Source organism: Streptomonospora halophila, from assembly GCF_039542725.1.
In the GTDB taxonomy this organism is placed as follows: Bacteria; Actinomycetota; Actinomycetes; order Streptosporangiales; family Streptosporangiaceae; genus Streptomonospora; species Streptomonospora halophila.
Window position 1 is genome coordinate 37421 of sequence record NZ_BAABIK010000032.1, and the last position, 20282, is coordinate 57702.

The 20282-nt window shown below is 74.5% G+C and carries 19 protein-coding genes; 14 read left to right on the top strand and 5 right to left on the bottom strand.

All coding sequences use genetic code 11. The annotated features are described in order from the left end of the window. Positions 1-115 precede the first annotated feature (115 nt). Positions 116-1420, top strand: a complete 1305-nt coding sequence (locus tag ABEA15_RS21760; RefSeq protein WP_345558670.1) for a phosphoribosyltransferase family protein — start codon at positions 116-118, stop codon at positions 1418-1420. Positions 1421-1623: 203 nt separating this feature from the next. Here the strand turns inward: ABEA15_RS21760 and ABEA15_RS21765 are convergent, their stop codons facing one another. After that, positions 1624-1923 (bottom strand): WhiB family transcriptional regulator, encoded by a 300-nt coding sequence (locus tag ABEA15_RS21765; RefSeq protein ID WP_255430170.1) that lies wholly within the window; start codon positions 1921-1923, stop codon positions 1624-1626. 542 nt (positions 1924-2465) lie between these two features. Beyond that, positions 2466-3116 (bottom strand): MBL fold metallo-hydrolase, encoded by a 651-nt coding sequence (locus ABEA15_RS21770; protein WP_345558672.1) that lies wholly within the window; start codon positions 3114-3116, stop codon positions 2466-2468. A gap of 298 nt (positions 3117-3414) precedes the next feature. Between ABEA15_RS21770 and ABEA15_RS21775 the strand changes: the two genes are divergently transcribed. The 6 genes from ABEA15_RS21775 to ABEA15_RS21800 all read left to right on the top strand — a co-directional run bounded on the left by ABEA15_RS21775 (position 3415) and on the right by ABEA15_RS21800 (position 10415). Beyond that, positions 3415-3822: a YccF domain-containing protein gene (locus ABEA15_RS21775; protein ID WP_344143598.1), complete on the top strand. Its 408-nt coding sequence runs from the start codon at positions 3415-3417 to the stop codon at positions 3820-3822. A gap of 145 nt (positions 3823-3967) precedes the next feature. Then, positions 3968-5323 (top strand): AI-2E family transporter, encoded by a 1356-nt coding sequence (locus ABEA15_RS21780; protein ID WP_345558674.1) that lies wholly within the window; start codon positions 3968-3970, stop codon positions 5321-5323. A gap of 224 nt (positions 5324-5547) precedes the next feature. Further along, on the top strand, positions 5548-7146 hold the full coding sequence (locus ABEA15_RS21785) for an ABC-F family ATP-binding cassette domain-containing protein (protein WP_345558676.1): 1599 nt from the start codon (positions 5548-5550) through the stop codon (positions 7144-7146). Positions 7147-7359: 213 nt separating this feature from the next. Continuing rightward, positions 7360-7566 (top strand): helix-turn-helix domain-containing protein, encoded by a 207-nt coding sequence (locus tag ABEA15_RS21790; RefSeq protein WP_186356587.1) that lies wholly within the window; start codon positions 7360-7362, stop codon positions 7564-7566. A gap of 336 nt (positions 7567-7902) precedes the next feature. Then, complete coding sequence (locus ABEA15_RS21795) at positions 7903-8721, top strand: enoyl-CoA hydratase/isomerase family protein (RefSeq protein ID WP_345558678.1); 819 nt, start codon at positions 7903-7905, stop codon at positions 8719-8721. A 272-nt stretch (positions 8722-8993) separates the two neighbouring features. Next, positions 8994-10415, top strand: a complete 1422-nt coding sequence (locus ABEA15_RS21800) for a DEAD/DEAH box helicase (RefSeq protein ID WP_345558680.1) — start codon at positions 8994-8996, stop codon at positions 10413-10415. A 147-nt stretch (positions 10416-10562) separates the two neighbouring features. Here the strand turns inward: ABEA15_RS21800 and ABEA15_RS21805 are convergent, their stop codons facing one another. Continuing rightward, positions 10563-10898 (bottom strand): YnfA family protein, encoded by a 336-nt coding sequence (locus ABEA15_RS21805; protein ID WP_345558682.1) that lies wholly within the window; start codon positions 10896-10898, stop codon positions 10563-10565. Positions 10899-11103: 205 nt separating this feature from the next. On the opposite strand from ABEA15_RS21805, the gene ABEA15_RS21810 reads away from it, so the two are divergent. Further along, positions 11104-12177, top strand: coding sequence for a permease (locus ABEA15_RS21810; RefSeq protein ID WP_345558684.1), 1074 nt, complete (start codon positions 11104-11106; stop codon positions 12175-12177). Further along, on the top strand, positions 12174-12947 hold the full coding sequence (locus ABEA15_RS21815) for a TIGR03943 family putative permease subunit (protein WP_345558686.1): 774 nt from the start codon (positions 12174-12176) through the stop codon (positions 12945-12947). The genes ABEA15_RS21810 and ABEA15_RS21815 overlap by 4 nt, the downstream gene beginning before the upstream one ends. Positions 12948-13172: 225 nt before the next feature. On the opposite strand, the gene ABEA15_RS21820 is transcribed toward ABEA15_RS21815, so the two are convergent. Next, on the bottom strand, positions 13173-13619 hold the full coding sequence (locus tag ABEA15_RS21820; RefSeq protein WP_345558687.1) for an SSI family serine proteinase inhibitor: 447 nt from the start codon (positions 13617-13619) through the stop codon (positions 13173-13175). Positions 13620-14061: 442 nt separating this feature from the next. Then, positions 14062-14253, bottom strand: coding sequence for a hypothetical protein (locus ABEA15_RS21825; RefSeq protein WP_345558689.1), 192 nt, complete (start codon positions 14251-14253; stop codon positions 14062-14064). Between the two features lie 153 nt (positions 14254-14406). Between ABEA15_RS21825 and ABEA15_RS21830 the strand changes: the two genes are divergently transcribed. From ABEA15_RS21830 to ABEA15_RS21850, 5 genes are all read left to right on the top strand, one after another. After that, positions 14407-15837: a sensor histidine kinase gene (locus ABEA15_RS21830; protein WP_345558691.1), complete on the top strand. Its 1431-nt coding sequence runs from the start codon at positions 14407-14409 to the stop codon at positions 15835-15837. 217 nt (positions 15838-16054) lie between these two features. Then, positions 16055-16363, top strand: a complete 309-nt coding sequence (locus ABEA15_RS21835) for an STAS domain-containing protein (protein ID WP_344143613.1) — start codon at positions 16055-16057, stop codon at positions 16361-16363. Between the two features lie 242 nt (positions 16364-16605). Continuing rightward, entirely contained in the window at positions 16606-17853 is a 1248-nt protein-coding gene (gene entS, locus ABEA15_RS21840) for an enterobactin transporter EntS (protein ID WP_345558693.1), read from the top strand. A 341-nt stretch (positions 17854-18194) separates the two neighbouring features. Continuing rightward, positions 18195-18980, top strand: coding sequence for a 2,3-dihydro-2,3-dihydroxybenzoate dehydrogenase (locus tag ABEA15_RS21845; protein WP_345558695.1), 786 nt, complete (start codon positions 18195-18197; stop codon positions 18978-18980). Between the two features lie 110 nt (positions 18981-19090). Beyond that, positions 19091-20278 carry an isochorismate synthase gene (locus ABEA15_RS21850; protein WP_345558697.1) on the top strand — a complete coding sequence of 396 codons (1188 nt, stop codon included), beginning with the start codon at positions 19091-19093 and terminating at the stop codon, positions 20276-20278. The last annotated feature ends 4 nt before the right edge of the window (positions 20279-20282 follow it).

The window sequence follows — 20282 nt, forward strand, 5'->3', positions numbered from 1 at the left end:
CGCGCGCACGGGGGCGGGTATGCCCGTAGCACTTTCCGCCGTGCCCGGTGCGAACCGGGCGAGAACCGGCATTTCCGCCACGCGGCGGCGATGGGAGCGAAGCGCCGGAGTGCCTATGAACCCGCTGCCCGTTTCACTGCCGTTCACCGACCGGTCCGAGGCCGGGAGGCGCCTCGCCGAGCGGGTGCGCCCCCACGTGTCCGAGGACCCGGTGGTGCTGGCGCTGCCGCGAGGCGGCGTCCCGGTCGGTGCCGAGCTCGCCCGGATGCTGCGCATCCCGCTGGACGTCGTCGTCGTGCGCAAGATCGGCGTTCCGGGCCACCCCGAGCTGGGGGTGGGCGCCATCGCCGAGGACGGGCACGCCTGCTACGACGACACGGCGCTGGCCCGGCTGCGGCTGACCCGCGAGGACCTCGCCGCCACCGTGGCCGCGGAGCGGGCGGAGCTGGAGCGGCGACTGGAGCTCTACCGGCGCGGGCGCCCCGCGCCGCAGCTGCGCGGGCGCGACGTGGTCGTGGTCGACGACGGCGTGGCCACCGGCGGCACGGCGCGCGCCGCCCTGCGCACCGTCCGGCGCAGGAACCCCGCGCGGCTGCTGCTGGCCGTCCCGGTGGCCGCGCAGGCCGCCCTCGACGCGCTGGCCGACGAGACCGACCGCGTCGTCGCCCTGACCGTCCCCGACAACTTCCGCGCGGTGGGGGAGTGGTACCGCGACTTCGGCCAGCTCACCGACGAAGAGGTCACCGCGCTGATCAGCGATCCGCGAGACGCCCGGTCGGCGCCTTCCCGCGCCGTGCGCATCCGCGCGGGCGAGGTCCACCTCGACGCCGAACTGGCCACCGTCGCCGGCATGCGCGCCACCGTGGTGGTCGCCGTGGAGCACGGCCGCGAGGACCCGGTGCAGCGCGCGGTCGCCGCAGGACTGGGCCGTGCGGGCTATGCGACCCTGCTGCTGGATCTGCTCACACCCGACGAGGCACGCCGCCAGGAGGCGGCCGAAGGGGCGCCGTCGGAGGTGTCGGCCGCCGAGGCCGCCGGCAGGCTCGCCGCCGCAGTGGGCTGGCTCCGCCGTTCCACCGAGGCCGCTGAAGGGCGCGTCGGGGTGCTGGGGTCGGGCCGGGGCGCGCCCGCGGCGCTGCGGGCGGCCGCCGACCACCCCGCCGACATCGCGGCGGTGGTGCTCAACGGCGGCCGGCCGGACGCGGCGGGCGAGGCGCTGGGGCGGGTGCGCGCGCCGGTGCTGGCCCTGGTGCAGGGTTCCGACTCGTTCGTCCGCGAGCTGGCCGAATGGGCGCTGAGCCGCACGAGCGGGCCGGGCGAGGCCCGTACGGTCGCGGGAGCCGAAGGGCTGATCTCCGGCGCGGCCGCCTGGCGCGACGTCGGCGCGGCGGCCGCCGACTGGTTCGAGCACCACCTGTGAAGGGCGCAAGCGCGTCCGCGCCGCGCGGCGGTGTGCGGGCCGGGCATGCCGGGCGCGCCGGGTACAGGGACGTGAAAACCCGCGGCGCCCTCGACGGAAACCGTCGGGGCGCCGCGGGTAAGCGTGGCCGGGGGCCGCTTCAGAGAACTGCTGTCTCGGGTCATCCGCCTCCGGTCCAGCCCGGAAAGGGCGGAGGGATCGGATCAGGCGGCGTTGGCACGACGCATTCGGCGCCGGCGCTCGGACGCGCGCTCGTCTTCGTTCAGGCCGCCCCACGTACCGTACTTCTCGGGTCGCGAGATCGCGTAGTCGAGGCACTCGGTACGGACAGGGCACTGAGCACAGATCTCCTTGGCCTTGCGCTCGCGGATCTCCCGCTCCGGCTGGCGCTCGCCGTCGGGGCCGAAGAAGAGCACAAGGTCCTCGCCCCGGCACGCGGCGGCATCCTGCCACCCCCAGTGCGGGCGGGGGCGCAGCGTGGCCTGCCGGCGTACCTGAGACATGGTTGAACCACCTCTACTGAAATCACTAGTAAGCTGTTGGGAAGACAGGGTTAGAAACAAGCAGTCATACGTCATACAGCGTGAGCAACCCCGCACGGCGTGAACGCCATGCGTTGCCTCGGTGTTCCCGGGTGTGGTGCAGACCACGGCGCCAGACCGCCGAAACCGGCAGGGCGCTCACACGAAACGGCCGGGGAGGCGATGACGCCCTCCCTGCGAGCCGGTACGTAATCATGCCATCCCCACTCCCGCTCGCGCACGGGGGGCGGGGAAATTACTCGCTCAACCGTTACCGAATCCGATCTCGACTGACCAATGTTTGGTCTTATGTCCGATTTCGGCGACGATTCGCGAGCGCCCGGACGTCCGACTCCGATCAATCCGGATACTGATCATCGTATTGATCGGGGGCGCGCCTGCCTAGGGTCGCGGAGTGATGGGCCGATCACATTGCGGTCGGAACAGCGCGCACGCGTCCGCCGCCCCCTGCGGGCCGCCGACACGGGCGCGGCCGGGGAGGGGGAGCGCCCCCGCGGGCCGGGTCAGATCGCGTCGACGGTCCCCGGCTGTACGCGCCGGTAGTCGACCTGCGGGACCAGGCGCTCCAGGTTGGCGGCGTAGACCCCGGCGCCGTTCTCGTTGAGCAGGCCGTCGTGCACGGCCAGCGCCGCGGCGGGGCGCACCTCGCGCAGGTAGTCGATCACCTCCGACACCTTCGACCAGGGAGCCTGCACCGGCAGCATCAGCGTGTCGACGGGGTCCTCGGGGACCGTCAGCGCGTCGCCGGGGTGGAACAGCGCGCGCTCGGAGTCGGACACCCGGAAGCCGATGTTGGTGACCACGGGGATGTCGGGGTGGATGACCGCGTGGCGCTCACCGTAGACGTGGACGTCGAAGCCCGCCGCGGTCACCGTCGCGCCGTGGTCGACCGTGTGCACCCGCGCGCCCGCTTCGCGCAGCTCGCCGAGCCGCTCCGCGATCCCCGCGTGGGTGTAGACCTCCAGACCGGGCTTCGCCGCCGCGGCGGCCCGCAGCCGGTCGAGATCGAGGTGATCGGGATGTTCGTGAGTGATCGCGACGGCGTCGGCGCCGACCGCCGCGTCGGCCTCGCTGAAGCCGCCCGGGTCGATGACCAGAGCGGCGCCGGCGCGCTCCAGGCGCACGCAGCTGTGTCCCAGCTTGGTGATACGCACGGGGCCGATCCTAACGCGCCCGAGCGCCCCCTCCCCAAATCCGCAGCGCCGCCGCTGCGGCGGAGGACCTGCGTACGGCGCCGCCGGGAGGAAGGGCCGCGCCGGTCGGCGCCGTCGTGCCCCGGCGCCCGCGCGCCCGGCGACGGGCGCGGCCCGTCCCCTAGGGGACTCTTCGGGGCACTCCGGCGGAACAGGCCGCGCACAACGGCCGTCGTATGCGGGTAGAAGGCCACCCGGCCTCGCGAACCGCGGCCGCCGCCCGACGGCAGGGCGCTGATCCGGAAGGGATGCGAACTCAGTGGCACTGCTCCGCTTGGTCCTCAACATCATCTGGCTCTTCGTGGCCGGCCTGTGGCTGGCGCTGGGCTACGTCCTGGCGGGCGTCATCTGCTGCCTGCTCGTCATCACGTTCCCGTTCGGCGTCGCGTCCTTCCGGATGGCCAACTACGCGCTGTGGCCCTTCGGCCGGGAGCTCTCCCGCAAGCCGGGCGCCGGAGGGGCCAGCACCCTCCTCAACGTCGTCTGGCTGATCGTCGCCGGATGGTGGCTGGCCCTGGGACACATCGCCGCCGCGGTCGGGCTGGCCGTGACCGTCATCGGCATCCCGATGGCCTGGGCGTCGCTCAAGATGATCCCCGTGGCGCTGGCGCCGTTCGGCAATGAAATCGTCGACAGCGACCGGCCGCGGGAGCCGTGGCAGCTGTGATCTGCGGGAACGGCCGGTGCCGGGTGGGCGGTGCCGCGAGGGCGGGATCCGAGCCCGGCGATGCGGTAGCTTCAGCTGATCGGGCGCGAGGCGGGACCGGCGAGACGCCACCCGCGCGGTCTGGAATCGGAAGTAGGGGGAAGACGTGCGTTTGACACGGCCGTGGGAGTGGTCGCTGCTGAAGCGGAGGCGCGCGCCGCGCGCCGATCCCCCCGAGCCTCCGGCCCCCGCGGCGCCCGAGCCTGCCGACTCCCATCCGCCGGAGCCGGACAACATGCTGGTGCGGATGGGCAACATCGCCTGGCGGGTGCTGGTCGTCGGCATCGTCGCGGCCATCATCGTCTACGGGCTGGTCTACATCAGGATCGTCACCATCCCGGTGATCCTGGCGGTGTTCGTCACCGCACTGCTCATGCCGCCGACCAACTGGATGCGGCGCAAGGGCATGGGCCGCGGCTCCTCCACGGCCGTCGCGTGCATCGGCGCCCTGATCCTGCTCGCGGGCGTGATCACGATGATCGTGCAGCCCGCGATCTCCGGCTTCTCCGGCCTCGTCGACAGCGTCGACCAGGCCGTCAGCGACCTGCCGAGCTATCTGCAGACGTTCGGGCTCAACCCCGACCTCGCCGCCAACATCATCGAGGCCGCCGAGCGCGAGCTCCGCTCGCGGCTGGAGGAGAACTGGTCGCAGTGGGTCAGCCAGGCCTGGGTGGCCGGCACCACCGTCCTGGAGATCCTGCTCGGCGTCATCCTCATCGTCGTGCTGACCGTCTACTTCGTGCACTCCGGCGACCTGCTCATGGAGTGGGTGCGCTCGCTGTTCCCGCGCCAGTCGCGCGCCTCCATCAAGGCCGCCTCCGAGATCGCCTACGGGGTCATGGGGCGCTACGTGCGCGGCGTGGCGCTGGTCGGCCTCATCGACGCGGTGGGCATCGGGCTCTTCCTGGTCTTTCTGATCGACCCGGCGCTGGCCATCCCGCTCATCGTGCTGACCTTCATCGGCGCGTTCCTTCCCGTCATCGGCGCTTTTCTGACCGGGCTGCTGGCGGCGCTGGTCGCCCTGGTGACCGAGGGCTGGATCATCGCGATCCTGGTCGTCGCGGTCGTGGTGGTCGTCCAGCAGCTGGAGAGCCACGTCTTCGCCCCGCGCGTCTACGGCAAGGCGCTGGAGCTGCCCTCCGCCGTGGTCCTGCTGGTCATCACCATCGGCGGCATCATCGGCGCGATCGCCGGCATGTTCCTGGCCACCCCGGTGGTGGCCGTGCTGGCGGCACTGCTGCGCAACCGCCCGCTGGTGGAAGCGGCGCGCAGCGGCCACTACGCCGGCGCGGGCGGCAGGCCCAGCGAGGTCTCCGCCTCGAAGGAGCAGGGCGCCGGGCGCGCCCCGGCCGAGCGCACGCAGTCCGCGTCCGGCGAACAGGCGGACACGGGCAAGGCCGACACCGACCGGTCCGCCGACCCCGCCTCGGAGCCGGGCGAGGGCGACTCGGCGCAACCGTAGGCCGGCGGCCTACGCGCCCGCCCCGGCCGGACGCGTAGGCCGCCCCGGCGGGCGGCGCCGGGAATGGGGCCGCTCAAGCGCGCGTTGCGGTCCGCGGGCACTAGTGTGGTCGCGTGCGTGCGGTCCCGTGGCCGCCCCCGTGATCCGCGGGCGGCCGAACCCGCGCCGCGCCGATCGCCCGCACCGCCACCCGCACCTCCTGCCGCCAGAAGGTTTGTCCTGCCATGCTGATCGCCTCTGACCTCGAACTGCGCGTGGGTTCCCGGCTGCTGCTGGAGCCCACCTCGCTGCGCGTCGCCGCCGGCGACCGCTGCGGGTTGGTGGGGCGCAACGGCGCGGGCAAGACCACGCTGACCAAGGTGCTCGCCGGCGAGGACGCCCCCTCGGCCGGCGGCGTCACCACCAGCGGATCGGTGGGCTACCTGCCACAGGACCCGCGGGCCACCGACCCCGACGAGCTCGCGCGCGACCGCATCCTCTCCGCCCGCGGCATCGACGCCGCGCTGCGCCGGATGCGCCGGGCCGAGGAGCGGATGGGCAGCGACGACCCCAAGGACCGCGAGCGCGCGGGACGCGCCTACGCCCGGGCCGAGGAGCACCTGCACGTGATGGGCGGCTACGCGGCGGAGTCCGAGGCCGCCTCGATTGCCAGCAGCCTCAAGCTGGACGACCGCGTGCTCGGCCAGCCGCTGGGCACGCTCTCCGGCGGCCAGCGGCGCCGCATCGAGCTGGCCCGGATCCTGTTCAGCGGCGCCGACACGCTCCTGCTGGACGAGCCCACCAACCACCTCGACGGCGACTCCATCGTCTGGCTGCGCGACTTCCTCAAAGGCCACCAGGGCGGCCTGGTGGTCATCAGCCACGACGTCGAACTGGTCGAGGACGTGGTGAACAAGGTCTTCTACCTCGACGCCAACCGGTGCGTCATCGACGTCTACAACATGGGCTGGCGCGCCTACCAGGTCCAGCGCGAGGCCGACGAGCGCCGCCGCAAGCGCGAGATCGCCAACGCCGAGAAGCAGGCCGGCGCGCTGCAGAAGCAGGCCGACCGCTTCCGGGCGAAGGCCACCAAGGCGCGGGCCGCCCACCAGATGGAGAACCGCGCCGAGCGCATCCGCAACTCCGTCCAGGGCGAGCGCAAGGCCGACCGGGTGGCCAAGCTGCGCTTCCCCGACCCGGCCCCCAGCGGGCGCACCCCGCTGGCCGCCAAGGGGCTGTCCAAGTCCTACGGGTCGCTGGAGATCTTCTCCGGTGTGGACATGGCCGTGGACCGCGGCAGCCGGGTGGTGGTGCTCGGCCTCAACGGCGCGGGCAAGACCACGCTGCTGCGGCTGCTGGCGGGGGTCGAGAAGCCCGACACCGGCGAGGTGGTGCCCGGGCACGGGCTGCGCCTGGGCTACTACGCTCAGGAGCACGAGACCCTCGACACCTCCCGTTCGGTGCTGGAGAACATGGTGGCGGCGGCCCCCGACCTGCCCGAGGTCGAGGCGCGCCGCACGCTGGGCTCGTTCCTGTTCACCGGCGACGACGTCGACAAGCCCGCCGGCGTGCTCTCCGGCGGCGAGAAGACCCGGCTCGCTCTGGCGACCCTGGTGGTCTCCAGCGCCAACGTGCTGCTGCTGGACGAGCCCACCAACAACCTCGACCCCGCCAGCCGCGAGGAGATCCTCAGTGCGCTGCGCAACTACAAGGGCGCGATCGTGCTGGTCACCCACGACGAGGGTGCGGTCGAGGCCCTCGCCCCCGAGCGGGTCATCCTGCTGCCCGACGGCGCCGAGGACATGTGGAACGCGGAGTTCGCCGACCTGATCACCCTGGCCTGAGGACGGGCGCCGGCCTCGGCGAGCCGCGGGGACGCGGAATCCGGGCCGGGGTTGTCGCGGCGGACGATGTGGTCTCGTTTTGGTTCTGACCGAAACTCGCCCGCCGGCTCCGGGCCGTTCCGCCGCGGCGGCTACGGGTAGCCACGTGCTCCCGCATGGCTGATCATGGGCATTCATTGTCGCGTTGATCACCCATGAGCACGGGAGGACGCTGTGGCCGAGACCCTGAAGAAGGGCACCCGCGTGACCGGCACGGAACGCTCGGAACTGGCGAGCGAACTGAAGAGACGCTACGACGAAGGCGAGAGCATCCGCTCGCTGGCGGCCGCCACCGGCCGTTCCTACGGGTTCGTCCACCGGCTGCTGACCGAGGCCGGAGTCACCCTCCGCGGTCGCGGAGGCGCCACCCGCCGGGGCTGACCCCGGCGGAGGTTCCGTCCCCGCGCCCCTTCGGCGGATGGGACCCCGCACCTCTGGCCTGCCGGAACCTCCGGCGCGGCCCTGCGTACCTCCGCGCGGCGCCCCGGCACCGCACGACGCGCTCCCGCCGATCATGAATCGGGCCTGCCCCGGCCCTGCGGGAGCGCACGGGAATGCCCCCGGCATCGGCCGGGCGCCCGCGGAGGACACGCGGCCCGCCGCACGGTCCGCCCCGCCCCCGCCGGCCGCCCCGCCGGCGCTCTAGGGTGGTGCGACGGCAGAAGGAGGCGCCCGCGGCCGCCGCGCGGCACGGGCACAGGAGGTGCGGAGGTGCGCATGGCAGAGCCGGGCGGGATCGCCGAGGGCGACCTGGAGGCGGCGGGGCTGCGACTGTCGGTGACCGGCGAGGTCGCCACCGTCTCGCTTGTGCGCCCCGAGCGTCGCAACGCGATGACGGGGCGTACCTGGGAGGCGCTGGCCCATGTCGGCCAGACACTGTCCGAGTCCGTCCGTATTGTTGTCGTTAAGGGCGAAGGCTCCTCCTTTTCCTCCGGCATCGACCTGAACATGTTCCGCCCCGGCGGGGTCGAGGGCGAGACCTCATTGATGGACCGCATCGCCCGCGGCAGCGCCGACGACGCCGAGCTCGACGCGGTCATCGCGGGCTACCAGGAGGGCTTCCGCTGGCTGCGCCGGCCCGACATCGTCACGGTGGCCGCCGTTCGCGGCCACGCCATCGGAGCCGGCTTCCAGCTCGCCCTCTCCTGCGACCTGCGCGTCCTCGCCGACGACGCGCAGCTGTGCATGAAGGAGCCGGCGCTGGGCCTGGTGCCCGACCTCACCGGCACCAAGCCCCTGGTCGACCTGGTCGGTCCCAACCGCGCCATGGAGCTGTGCCTGACCGCGCGCACCGTCTCCGCCGCCGAGGCGCGGGAGCTGCGCCTGGCCGAGCTCGTCGTCGAGGGCGCCGAGCTGGACGCCGCCGTCGACGACCTCGTCGCCGCCCTGCTGGCCGTCCCGCGTGAGGCTGCGTCTGCCACGAAGGAGCTGCTGCGCGGCGCGCCCGGACGCACGCTGGAGGAGCAGGCCGCCGCCGAGCGGCGCGCGCAGGCCGGGCGCCTCACCGCGATGGCGGCCCAGGCCGCACGCGGCTGACCTTCGGCCGCGTCCCGCGCCGGGCGGCGCGTCCGACTGAGGGGCGGATCACCGCGGCGTGCGCCCGTATCGTGCACGGGCCGCGACCGGTCTCTAGTACGCTTCACAAGGCGGTCGATCCGTGCTGCGCGCATCCGGCGCGCCGGGCCGTCTGGCACCGGGGCCCTCGACGATCCCCGGTCGCGTTATCCGGCGCGTTTGGGCGATCTCTCCGCAGTGGCCGCGGAGCCTTCCTCGAAACGCCGCCGATCTATGAGGAAGGTTTACGTCACTTGACGGACAATGCCGCATGCCCTGGCTTCGACGAACTCGGACTCCCCGACTCGATCGTGGACAGGCTCGCGCAGGAAGGCGTCACGACGCCGTTCCCGATCCAGGCCGCCGCCATCCCGGATGCGCTGGCAGGCCGCGACGTGCTCGGCTGCGGCCGCACGGGATCGGGCAAGACACTCGCCTACGGGCTCCCGCTGCTGGTGCGCGCCGCTGAGCGCCGCGCAGCCTCCCGCCGCCCCCGCGCCCTGGTGCTCGTGCCCACCCGCGAACTCGCCCACCAGGTGCGCGACGCGCTGACCGACTACGGCCGGCTGCTCGGCGTGCGCATCGGCGACGTCGTCGGCGGCAGCTCCTACACCCGCCAGATCAACGAGCTGCGCCGCGGCATCGAGGTGCTGGTCGCCACGCCCGGGCGGCTGACCGACCTGATCGAGCAGGGCGCCTGCGACCTCGGCGACGTCGAGCTGTGCGTGCTCGACGAGGCCGACCAGATGTGCGACATGGGCTTCATGCCGCAGGTCACCGAGCTGCTCGACCAGGTGCCCTCGGGCGGGCAGGCGCTGCTGTTCTCCGCCACGCTCGACGGCGACGTCGACAAGCTCGTCCGCCGCTACATGAACGAGCCCTCCACCCACTCGGTGGACCCGCCGGTCTCCCACGTCACCACGATGGAGCACCACCTGCTCAAGGTGCTGCCGCGCGACAAGAACCGCATCGTCACCGAGATCGCGGCCCGCGACGGGCGCACGATCCTGTTCGTGCGCAGCAAGCACCGCGCCGACTCCATCAGCGAGCAGCTCGTGGCCGCCGGCGTGCCCGCGGCGTCGCTGCACGGCGGCAAGACCCAGAGCGTGCGCACCAAGACGCTGGCCAAGTTCCGCGAGGGCCGCGTGCAGGCGCTGGTGGCCACCGACGTCGCCGCGCGCGGCATCCACGTCGACGGCATCGACCTGGTCGTCAACATCGACCTGCCCACCGGGCACAAGGACTACCTGCACCGCGGCGGCCGCACCGCCCGCGCCGGGGAGTCGGGCCGCGTGGTCTCGCTGGTCGCGCCGAACCAGCGGCGCCTGGCGCGCCGCCTGCTCGGCGACGCCGGCGTGCTGGCCGAGCAGCACCTGGTCAACCCGGGAGACGCGCTGCTCGGCGAGGTGACCGGCGCACGCGAGCCCTCGTGGGAGCCCTGGATCGAGCCGCCCGAGCCCGAGCGCCCCCGCCGCAGCCGCGGCGGAGGCAATCCCCGCCGGCGCGGCGGCAACAACCCGCGCCCCCGCGGTGAGCGGGGCGAGCGCCGCGACGGCACTCGCGACGACTCCGCCCGCCGCCGCAACGGCGAGCACACCCGCCGCGACAACCGCCCCCGCAAGCCCTACCGCGGGGAGCGCCCCAGCAGCGGTTCCGCTGCGCAGGGCCGGTTCTAGCGGCCTATAGGCGATACATGCGGCGGTCCGGCCGGGGTCTCATCCCGGCCGGACCGCCGCATGTGCGCACGGCGGGTACGTGCGTCCCGCGGTCCGAGCGCCGGAGGCGGCGGCCCCGCGCGCGGCGCTCCCGCGCCGCCCGGCGGCTCAGCCGCCGCGCGGCGCGTACATGATGACGGCGACCCCCGCCAGGCAGATGAGGGCGCCGACGAGGTCGAACCGGTCGGGGCGGAAGCCGTCGACGACCACGCCCCAGGCCAGCGATCCGGCGACGAACACCCCGCCGTAGGCCGCCAGTACGCGGCCGAAGTGGGCGTCGGGCTGGAACGTGGCCACGAAGCCGTAGAGGCCCAGCGCGAGCACGCCGGCCCCCGCCCACAGCAGGCCGCGGTGCTCGCGGACCCCCTGCCACACCAGCCAGGCGCCGCCGATCTCGCACAGTGCGGCGAGGACGAACAACAGGATCGATTTCACAGTCAGCACGCGCGGGTCTCCGTCGGTTCGTCGTCGGCTCGGGCAGCGGGACGGCCGGGCAGGGCGGCGGCGCGCAACCGGGTGCGGTCGCGCCGCCGGTGAGGCGCGCGAGATGAAAACCGTTGCCGGTACGATGCCTTGGACCGGCGGCAGTCCGTCGCCGCCGTCGCCACCGAGCGACGCGCCCCGCTCTCGACTCCCACGGAGTACCAGCGTGCCCGAACGCCCGGGTGGATCCCCACCCGCCGTCCGCACCTCCCTGGGCGACTCCCTGGCCGCCGGCTGGGACGAACCCGACGGCGGCCTGCCGCCACCCGGCTGGGGCAGGCCCCGCGGTCCGCGGCGCCTTGCCACGGTGTGGGTGTTCGCACTGTTCACCGTGCTCCTGGCGGCGGGAAACGCCTTGCTCTCGGACCGGCTGACCAGTGAGGCGTTCCTCGCCTGGGCCACCGTGTTCACCGCGATCAGCCTGCAGGCGCTGCCGTTCCTGGTGTTCGGCGTCGCGCTGTCGGCGGCGCTGACCGCCTTCGTGCCCGCGTCGTTCTACCGCCGCGTCATGCCCGCCAACCCCTTCGCCGCGGTGCCCGCCGCCGGCGCGGCCGGGATGGTGCTGCCCGGGTGCGAGTGCGCGTCCGTCCCGGTGGCCGGCGGGCTGATGAAGCGGGGCGTGGCACCGGCGGCGGCACTGACGTTCCTGCTGGCCGCGCCCGCGATCAACCCGGTGGTGCTGGTGGCCACGGCCGTCGCCTTCGCCGGCCGGCCCGAGATGGTGCTGGCGCGGCTGGCGGCCTCCTTCGGCGCCGCCGTGACCGTGGGGTGGGTGTGGGCCCGGTTGGGCCGAACCGACTGGCTGCGCCCGCCGCGCGCCGACCACGATCCGAACGCCCCGCGGCTGCAGGTGTTCCGCGAGTCGATGCTGCACGACCTGATGCACGCCGGCGGGTTCCTGGTGCTGGGCGGCCTGGCCGCGGCGACCGTCAACGTGGTCGTGCCCCGCGAGTGGGTGGCGGCGGTCGCCGACAGGCCCGTCCTCTCGGTCCTGGCGCTGGCCCTGTTCGCCGTCGTGCTGTCGGTCTGCTCCGAGGCCGACGCCTTCGTGGCCGTCAGCCTCACCGAGTTCTCGCCGACCGCCAAGCTCGCGTTCCTCGTCGTGGGGCCGATGGTCGACCTCAAGCTCATCGCGCTGCAGGGCGGCACGTTCGGATGGTCCTTCGTGCGCCGCTTCGTGCCGCTGACCCTGGCGGCCGCGCTCGTCTTCACCTTCGTGATCGGAGGGCTGCTGCTGTGAACAGGATCGCCCAGGGCATCGTCCTGCTGCTGCTCGGCGCCGGCGCGCTGAGCAGCACGCTCTTCAGCGACCTCTACCTGAACTACGTGCAGCCCGGGTTCCGGCCGTTCTTGATCGCGGCCGGCGCGGCGCTGGGCGTGCTGGGCGTGTCGGTGATCGCCGGCGAGGCGCGCGCGGCGCTGAGGGGCCTGCCCGGCCCCGACACGGCACCCGCCTTCTGCCACGCCGACTCCGACGACCACGGTGCCGGGCACGGGCACGCGACGCCGCGGGTCGCCTGGCTGCTGCTCCTGCCGGTGATCGCGGTCTTCGTCGTCGCGCCACCCGCCCTGGGCTCCTACACCGCCGAGAACGCCGCATCGGCGCCGCCGCCGAGCAGCGGCGACGGCGGGGGCGACGACCTCGCCGACCTCGGCGACCCCGCCGCGGAAGGCCCGGTCGAGATGAAGATCCAGGAGTTCATCTCCCGGGCCTGGACCGATGAGAAGCGCACCCTGGAAGGGCGGACCGTCCGCCTGACCGGGTTCGCCGTACCCAATCCGGAAGGGGAGGGCTGGTACCTGGCGCGGCTGCAGATGGCCTGCTGCGCGGCGGATGCCATCGTCAACCGGGTGCTGGTCACCAACCGCCCCGAACCCGAGGAGGACAGTTGGTGGCGGGTCGAGGGGACCTGGCAGCCGCCGGAGGGGGACCTGCGCAGCGTCCGCAACCACAGGTTCACGGTGGAGACCATGGAGAGCGTCGAGAACCCGCCCGACCCCTACGAGTAGCCGAGCGGCCCCGGCCGGCGCACGCGGACCGGCGCCCGCCGGGCGGCGGTCGGGGGCGTGTTCGACGGGTCCGTCCGCAGCGGACGGCGCACGCGGGCGCGGCCCGCTCCCGGGGCGCGCAGCGCCGTTCTTCCGGCGCGCGGCGCTGCGACGGGGACTTGGTGCCGGGGCGCCGTGCAGGAGGACGGCGACCCGGCACACACGCCCGGGCCCGGTGGCGGCGGTTCAGCGCGGTTCGAAGTCGAAGACCCCGTCGGTCTCGGCCGCCGCGACGCAGGCGTTGCTGAAGGTCTCGCCGTAGTCCACGGTCCGGCCCTGCCACACGCCGTCGGCCCGGACCCGCACCGGCGCGTACTGCATGGTGCACACGGTGGTCTGCGGTGCGGTCTCGCCGAGCGCGTCGAAGTCGCCGCCGGCGCGGTCCAGCGCCGCGCAGGCCGCCGCGGGGTCGGGGTGCGAGCCTCCGGCGGGGCGGCAGTGCAGCGTGGTGGTATCGGTCGCGTTCTCCTGGGGGCGGACGACCGACAGGCGCATCGCGGCGCCGGGCATGTGCGCCGCGCCGGACGGTGAGCCGGCGGAACCGGCCGCCCCCTCCTCGGCGTACGCGCTCGGCGCGAGTGCCGTCAGCCCCGCGATCAGCGCGAGAAGCACCGGTGTGCGTCGGTTCCGCATGTTGCCTCCTGACCGGGGCCGTCCAGCCCCGCGACCGGTTCGTTGCATACGGCTATTGAACCGCGACACAGCGTGTCCGCGCCGGGTTTTCCGGCAATCCGATACCGGGTGTCGCCGGGCGGCGGGGGAGGGGGCGAAACGGTGCGCCGTGCCCGGGCGCGGCGGCGGGCGGCGGCCGCCCGCCGCCGAAAGCGGAGCCTCGGGGCGTGTGTGCCGGGTCGCCCTCCTGCAGCGCGGCGCCCCCGGCACCACTCCCGCTGCGTTCTCGCCGGTCGGCGGGTGAGTCGGCAGGGGACCCGCCCCGACTCCCTCCCCGGCCGTGCGCAGGCGGCACCGGTCCCTGCCGCAGCGCCGCGCGCCGGAAGAAACGGCGCCTCGCACCCCGGGCGCGGGCCGCACCCGCGTGCACCGCCCGCCACGGACGGACGCATCGAACACGCCTTCAGGTGCGGGCGGGAGCCTGCTCCTGCGTGTTCTCGCGGCTCTGCGCCGGCGGCGCGCCGCCCCGTTCCTGGAGGCGGCCGCAGAGCCGGCAGCGCACCGTCTCGGGCGGCAGCGGGCAGGGGCAGTAGTGGCATGTGGTGGTGCACGCCGCGTCGTACTTGGCGAGCAGGGCGTCGCGCATGTCGTCCATCCCCTCACCCTGCCAGAGGCCGCGGGCCCCGGCGGCCCGCGCGGTCGCCGCGGCTTTGCCGTCCTTTGCGCAACCTCGGATTTCGGTCCGGTCGCCGCGGGGAAGGGACTCGGGCACGACCGCAAGGCGAGACGAGGGAGGCCTCGAAGGCCCATGGCGACCTTCCCGCGCACGCGGTTGCGGTCGATCCGCGCACGGACGACCGCCGGGTCGGTCGGCGTGGCCGCCATCATCCTGGTGTTCACCATCGCGCTGACCAGCCTGCTGACGCGCGGCCTCATCGAGCGCGAGCAGACCCTCGACGCCGGCGAGGCCGCCCGCGAGGTCGTCGTGGACATCCAGCACCGGCGGTTCGAGGGCCCGATCAGCCCGCGCGCGGGCGTCATCCGCATCCAGGTCGTCTCCGTCGACGGGGAGGTCCTCGCCTCCAGCCCCGCGGCGTCGGACACCGAGGCGCTGACCGGGGTGCTGCCCGGGAGCGGCGACGGGCCGCTCGAGGACGTCGTGTGCGACGCCGACCCGGTCGGGTGCCTGAGCGTGGTCGGCTACGAGTCCTTCGACTCCGCCTACGGCGACGTGCTCGTCTACGCCGGGGTGCCGCGCTCGGAGCTGCTGACCGGCCCGCGGCTGGAGCTCATCCTGATCGGGCTGGGCGTGGCCGTGCTCGCCTCGGTCGGGGGGATCTCGTGGTGGCAGGTGGGCCGGACCCTGCGGCCCGTCGAGGAGGTGCGCAGCGGGCTGGAGCGGATCACCGCCTCCAACCCGGACAAGCGGCTGCCGGTACCCGGCACCCGCGACGAGATCGCGGCCCTCGCCCGCACCGCCAACGAGACGCTGCGCCGCCTGGAGACCGCGCTGGACCGCCAGCGCGGGTTCGCCTCCGACGCCTCGCACGAACTGCGCAACCCGATCACCGGACTGCGCACCAGGCTGGAGGTCGAGCTGGCCGATCCCGAGGGCGGTGACCCGGTCGACACGCTGCGCGGCGCCCTCGACGACACGCTGCGCCTGGAGCGCATCGTCGCCGACCTGCTGGCGCTGGCCCGGCTGGACGCCGACGCGGCGGCCGCCGCCGAGCCCGTGGACCTGGGCGACCTCGCGGCCGCGGAGGCAGGTCGCAGGGACGGGTCGCTGCGCGTCGACAGCAGCGTGGAGCGCGGGACCTACGTCTACGGCAACCGCTCGCAGCTCACCCGGCTGCTCGTCAACCTGCTGGCCAACGCCGAGCGGCACGCCGCGGGCCGCGTACTGGTCGGCGTCGCCCGCGAGGGCGGCGAAGACGGCGACGGCGGGCACGACGACCCGCGGGAGGGCCAAGCGGTCCTGCGCGTGCACGACGACGGCAACGGCATACCCGAGCACGACCGCGAGCGGATCTTCGACCGGTTCGCCCGACTGGAGGAGTCGCGCCGCCGCGATCCCGGCGGCACCGGGCTCGGTCTGGCCATCTCGCGGGAGACCGCCCGGGCCATGGGCGGGACGCTGGAGGCGGGCGACAGCGACGTGCTGGGCGGTGCGGTGCTCACCCTGCGCCTGCCGCTGTACCGTGGCGGGGGCCGCGGGGGCGACCGCGACCGCCGGTGACCGCGGCCCGGTCCGGCGACGTCTCGCGGACCGCGGGGCCGCCGCCAGGGCGTTCGCGCCGCGGCGACCGGTTCGTCACGGCGATCCGGTTCCTCCGGGACCCGCGTGCCTGGAGAATGGTGCGGGATCGACGACAGGCAGCGCTCGACGGGCCGACCGCGCCCGCGGGCACCAGCGCAGTGCGGGGACGGGACAGGCCCTCATGTGCCATTTGGACTTGGGTATCAGCGACCGCGACGGGCACACCGTCATGTGTCTGAAAGGGGAGCTCGACCTCGCCAGCGTCGACCGCTTCGAGCAGACCGCCGCCACGGCCGAGATCGTCTACGGGCCCCGCATGCTCGTCGATCTCACGGAGCTGTCCTTCATCGACTCGGTGGGCCTGGGGGCGCTGGCCCGCCTGCACCGCCGGCTCGTCCGCGGCGGCGGCACCCTCACCGTCGTCGTCCCGTCGGGCAAGATCGACCGCATCTTCCACTACAGCGGCCTGAAGCAGGCGATGGACATCCGCACCCCGCCGGAGTGAACCGCGCGGTCCGCGGGCGCGCCCCGGCGCCCGCGCAGGCGGCCGCCTGCGCCCGCCCGGCGTGATCCCGCCTGCGGCAGCGGCGCCCGGTCGCCGCCGCCGTCGATGCGGCCGCTAACGTGGCCGGCGAACGAGCCCGGAGTGCGGCCCCGTGCGCGCGCCCTCCGGCGCCGGCGGTCCGGGCGGCGGGGGCCGCCCGCAGGGCGCGCCGCCCGACCGCCCGGATCCGAAGGAGTGCCCACGTGCCCGGACTCGTGCTGGACCTCGGGCCGCTGCGCTCCAGCCGCGCCTTCCGGGTGCTGTTCGCCTCGCGCGTGGTCGCCCTCATGGGGGTGAGCCTGACCCTGGTCGCGCTCTCGGTCCAGGTCTACCGACTGACGGGGTCGTCGCTGGCCGTGGGCACGGTCAACGCCGTCGCGGGCACGACGCTGGTCGCCGGGACGCTGGTGGGCGGCGTGCTGGCGGACCGGCTGGAGCGGCGGGTCCTGCTGCTGGCCGCCCGCGGTGGGGCCGCGGCCGTCTTCGGCGCGCTGGCGCTCAACGCCCTGGCCGACCGGCCCAGCGTGCTGGCCGTCTACGCCTGCGCCGCGGTCCTGGGCCTCGTGGACGGCGCCGGTGAGACGGCGCTGGTGGCGGTGACGCCCGCGCTCGTGCGCACCGACCAGCTGGCCGCGGCGGGCGCGCTGACGGCCATCACGACGCAGCTGTCCACCATGCTCGGGCCGTCGGCGGCCGGTCTGATCGTCGCCGGTCCCGGCGTCGCCGTCTGCTACGCCGCGACCTGGGCCGCGACCGTCGTGCAGGTGGCGCTGATGCTGGCGCTGCCGCGCCTGCCGGTCGCGGCCGGTGAGGAGGCGGGCCGCCCGCTGCGCGCGCTGCGGGAGGCGTGGCGGTTCGCGCGCCGTCACCGGGTCGTCGCCGGGCTGCTGCTCGTGGAGCTGTGCGGCGGGCTGCTCGCCCTGCCCTACGCGGTCTTTCCGGCGATGGGGGAGCAGGTCCTGCTGGGCGACGCGCGCACGGTTGGCCTGCTGTACTCGGCGCCGGCGGTGGGCGCCTCCCTGGGGGCGCTGTTCAGCGGCTGGGCGGGGCGCATCCGGCGCCCGGGCCTCGCGCTGGTCGCGGCGGGGATCGTGTGGGGCGCGGCGATGGCGGGATTCGGGGCGAGCCGGGACGCGGCGGCGGCGCTGGTGCTGCTCGGAGTCGCGGGTGCGGGGATGATCACCGCCGAGATCCTGCAGCGCGCGCTGATACAGCGGTACACGCCCGGCGCGCTGCTGGGCCGGGTGAGCTCCTTCTGGCTGGTGCTGGCGACGGCCGGCCCGGCCGCCGGCGGAGCGCTGGCCGGCGGGCTCGCCCAGGCCGTCGGCCCGTCGGCGGCGGTGATCGCCGGAGGCTCGGCCTGCGCGGTCGCCGTCGCGGGGATCGGCCTGCTGCTGCCGGGCCTGCGCCGCGCCGACCTCTCCGGAGCCGCGCCCGGCGAGGGGCCGTGACCCCGCGCTTACGCCGCGGTTGCGCCGGGCGCCCTGGAGCTTGGTGCGCCTGATTCGGACTCGGCTCCTGCCGGGTGCCGGCCGAAACGGCTGTCGCGGGAGCCACAGTGGCCTTACCCGGCTGCCGGATCGCGCAGCGGGCACTGGTCAGGGGCGCACCGGCGGCCGGTGAGATGTTGCGGACACTGCCACGCGCCGAAGTTTGCTCCGTTTGTACCTTATGCCGGAATTTACAGGGTTGACATGATGCGCTCCGCCGATCAAGACTTGCGGACAGTCGCTTAGGTAAGCATTGCCTTAGTGAGGTGTGCTTACCCTTTTTCTTGTCGTGGAGGAGGGACGTGTCCCACAACGGGATAGCGGGCACCGTCGCCCTGGTGACCGGAGCCGCTCAGGGCATCGGGCGGGCGGTGGCGGCCCGGCTGGCCGCCGAGGGCGCGGTCGTCGCCGCCGCCGACCTCGACGCCGACGCACTGGCCTCGCTGGTCGGCGACCTGCACGCGGACGGGCACAAGGCCGGGTTCTACACCGCCGACGTGCGCGACTCCGCGGCCGTGGAGCAGATGGCCGACGCCATCGAGCGCGACCTCGGCCCCATCGGCCACGCCGTCAACGTGGCCGGTGTGCTGGCCACCGGCGCGGTCGCCGAGACCCCCGACGCCCAATGGGAGCGGGTCCTGGCCGTCAACGCCACGGGGGTCTTCAACGTCTCCCGCGCCGCCGCCCGGCGGATGGCGCCGCGGGGCTCGGGCACCATCACCACCGTGGGCTCCAACGCCGCCGGCGTGCCCCGCGCCGGCATGGCCGCCTACGGCGCCTCGAAGGCCGCCGCGACCCTGTTCACCAAGTCCCTCGGCCTCGAACTCGCCCCCCGCGGCATCCGGTGCAACGTGGTCTCGCCCGGCTCGACCGACACCGCCATGCAGCGCGGCATGTGGGACGGCGACGACGGCGCCCGCCGGGTGATCGCCGGCTCGCCGGAGGAGTTCAAGGTGGGCATCCCCCTCGGCCGCATCGCCGACCCCGCCGACGTCGCCGACGCCGTCTGCTTCCTCGCCTCCTCGGCCGCCCGGCACATCACCATGCACGACCTCTACGTCGACGGCGGCGCGACGCTGCGCGCCTGAGCCCCGCGGTGCCGTCCGCGCCCCGGTCCCGCCCGATTACGCACTTCACCGACCTGGTCAGTGGGCTGTCCGCCGAGCAGGCCGGTGCCGGACAGAAATGAGAGCCGCCGGTGTTCCACCAGCGCACCGAACCCGCCGCGAAGGCGGCCGGAGACCTCCTCGACGCCTACCGCCCCGAGGCCGCGTTCCTCGCCACCCCCAGCGGCGTCGTCCTGGGCGAGGGCGCCGCGGCCGTCACCGAACGGCTGGAGGACGTGGCCGACCTGCTGGCCCGGGGGACCGCCGACTCCCCCTCCGGGCCGATCGCGATCGGCGCGATCCCCTTCGATACCGGCGCTCCCGGACGACTCGTGGTTCCGGACTCGGTGCGGACCTCGCCGCCGCTGGCCGAAAGCGGGCAGGGCGACCGCAGGCAGCGCCCGCTGCCCGGCCCGTGGACCATGCGTCCCGTGCCCGCGCCGGCCGAGCACGCCGAAGGAGTCGAGCGCGTCCTCAAGCGCCTGGCCGCCGGCGACGGCCCCGCCAAGGTCGTGCTCGCCCGGTCGCTGCGGCTGAGCGGCCCCGGCACCGTCGACGTCGGCCAACTGCTGAGCAACCTCGCCTGGCGCGACCCCGCCGGCCACACGTTCGCGGCGGACCTGCCCGCAGCGGCCGGCTCCACCCGCACCCTCGTCGGCGCCAGCCCCGAACTGCTCGTCGCCAAGCGCGGCGGCCGGGTGGTGTCCAATCCGCTGGCCGGCTCCGCGCCGCGCAGCGCCGACCCCAGCAAGGACCAGCGCAGCGCGGTGGACCTGCTCGGCTCGGCCAAGGACCGCCACGAGCACGCCGTCGTCGTCGAGGCCGTCACCGAAGGGCTGCGCCCCTACTGCCGCACCCTCGACGTGCCCGAGCCCGAGCTCGCCGGGACCGCCACCCTGTGGCACCTGTCGACCCGCATCACCGGCGAGCTGCGCGACCCCGACACCCCCTCGGCGCTGCTCGCCGCGGCGCTGCACCCCACCCCGGCCGTCTGCGGCAGCCCCACCGCCGCCGCCCGCGCCGCCATCGGCGGGATCGAACCGTTCGACCGCGGCTTCTACACCGGCGCCGTGGGCTACACCGACGCACGCGGCGACGGCGAGTGGATCGTCTCCATCCGATGCGCCGACGTCGCCGGCGACACCCTCGACCTGTTCGCGGGCGGCGGCATCGTGCCCGACTCCGACCCCGACGCCGAGCTCGCCGAGACCTCCGTGAAGCTGCGCACCCTGCTGCTCGCCCTGGGGGTCAACCAGCCCATCGACGCGCCGCAGGGCTGACGCG

Bases quoted from the DNA above. Each gene is read 5' to 3' on its own strand.
- ABEA15_RS21760 (WP_345558670.1), top strand. From the start codon at position 116: ATGAACCCGCTGCCCGTTTCACTGCCGTTCACCGACCGGTCCGAGGCC.
- ABEA15_RS21765 (WP_255430170.1), bottom strand. From the start codon at position 1,923: ATGTCTCAGGTACGCCGGCAGGCCACGCTGCGCCCCCGCCCGCACTGG.
- ABEA15_RS21785 (WP_345558676.1), top strand. From the start codon at position 5,548: ATGCTGATCGCCTCTGACCTCGAACTGCGCGTGGGTTCCCGGCTGCTG.
- ABEA15_RS21795 (WP_345558678.1), top strand. From the start codon at position 7,903: ATGGCAGAGCCGGGCGGGATCGCCGAGGGCGACCTGGAGGCGGCGGGG.
- ABEA15_RS21820 (WP_345558687.1), bottom strand. From the start codon at position 13,619: ATGCGGAACCGACGCACACCGGTGCTTCTCGCGCTGATCGCGGGGCTG.
- ABEA15_RS21825 (WP_345558689.1), bottom strand. From the start codon at position 14,253: ATGGACGACATGCGCGACGCCCTGCTCGCCAAGTACGACGCGGCGTGC.
- ABEA15_RS21830 (WP_345558691.1), top strand. From the start codon at position 14,407: ATGGCGACCTTCCCGCGCACGCGGTTGCGGTCGATCCGCGCACGGACG.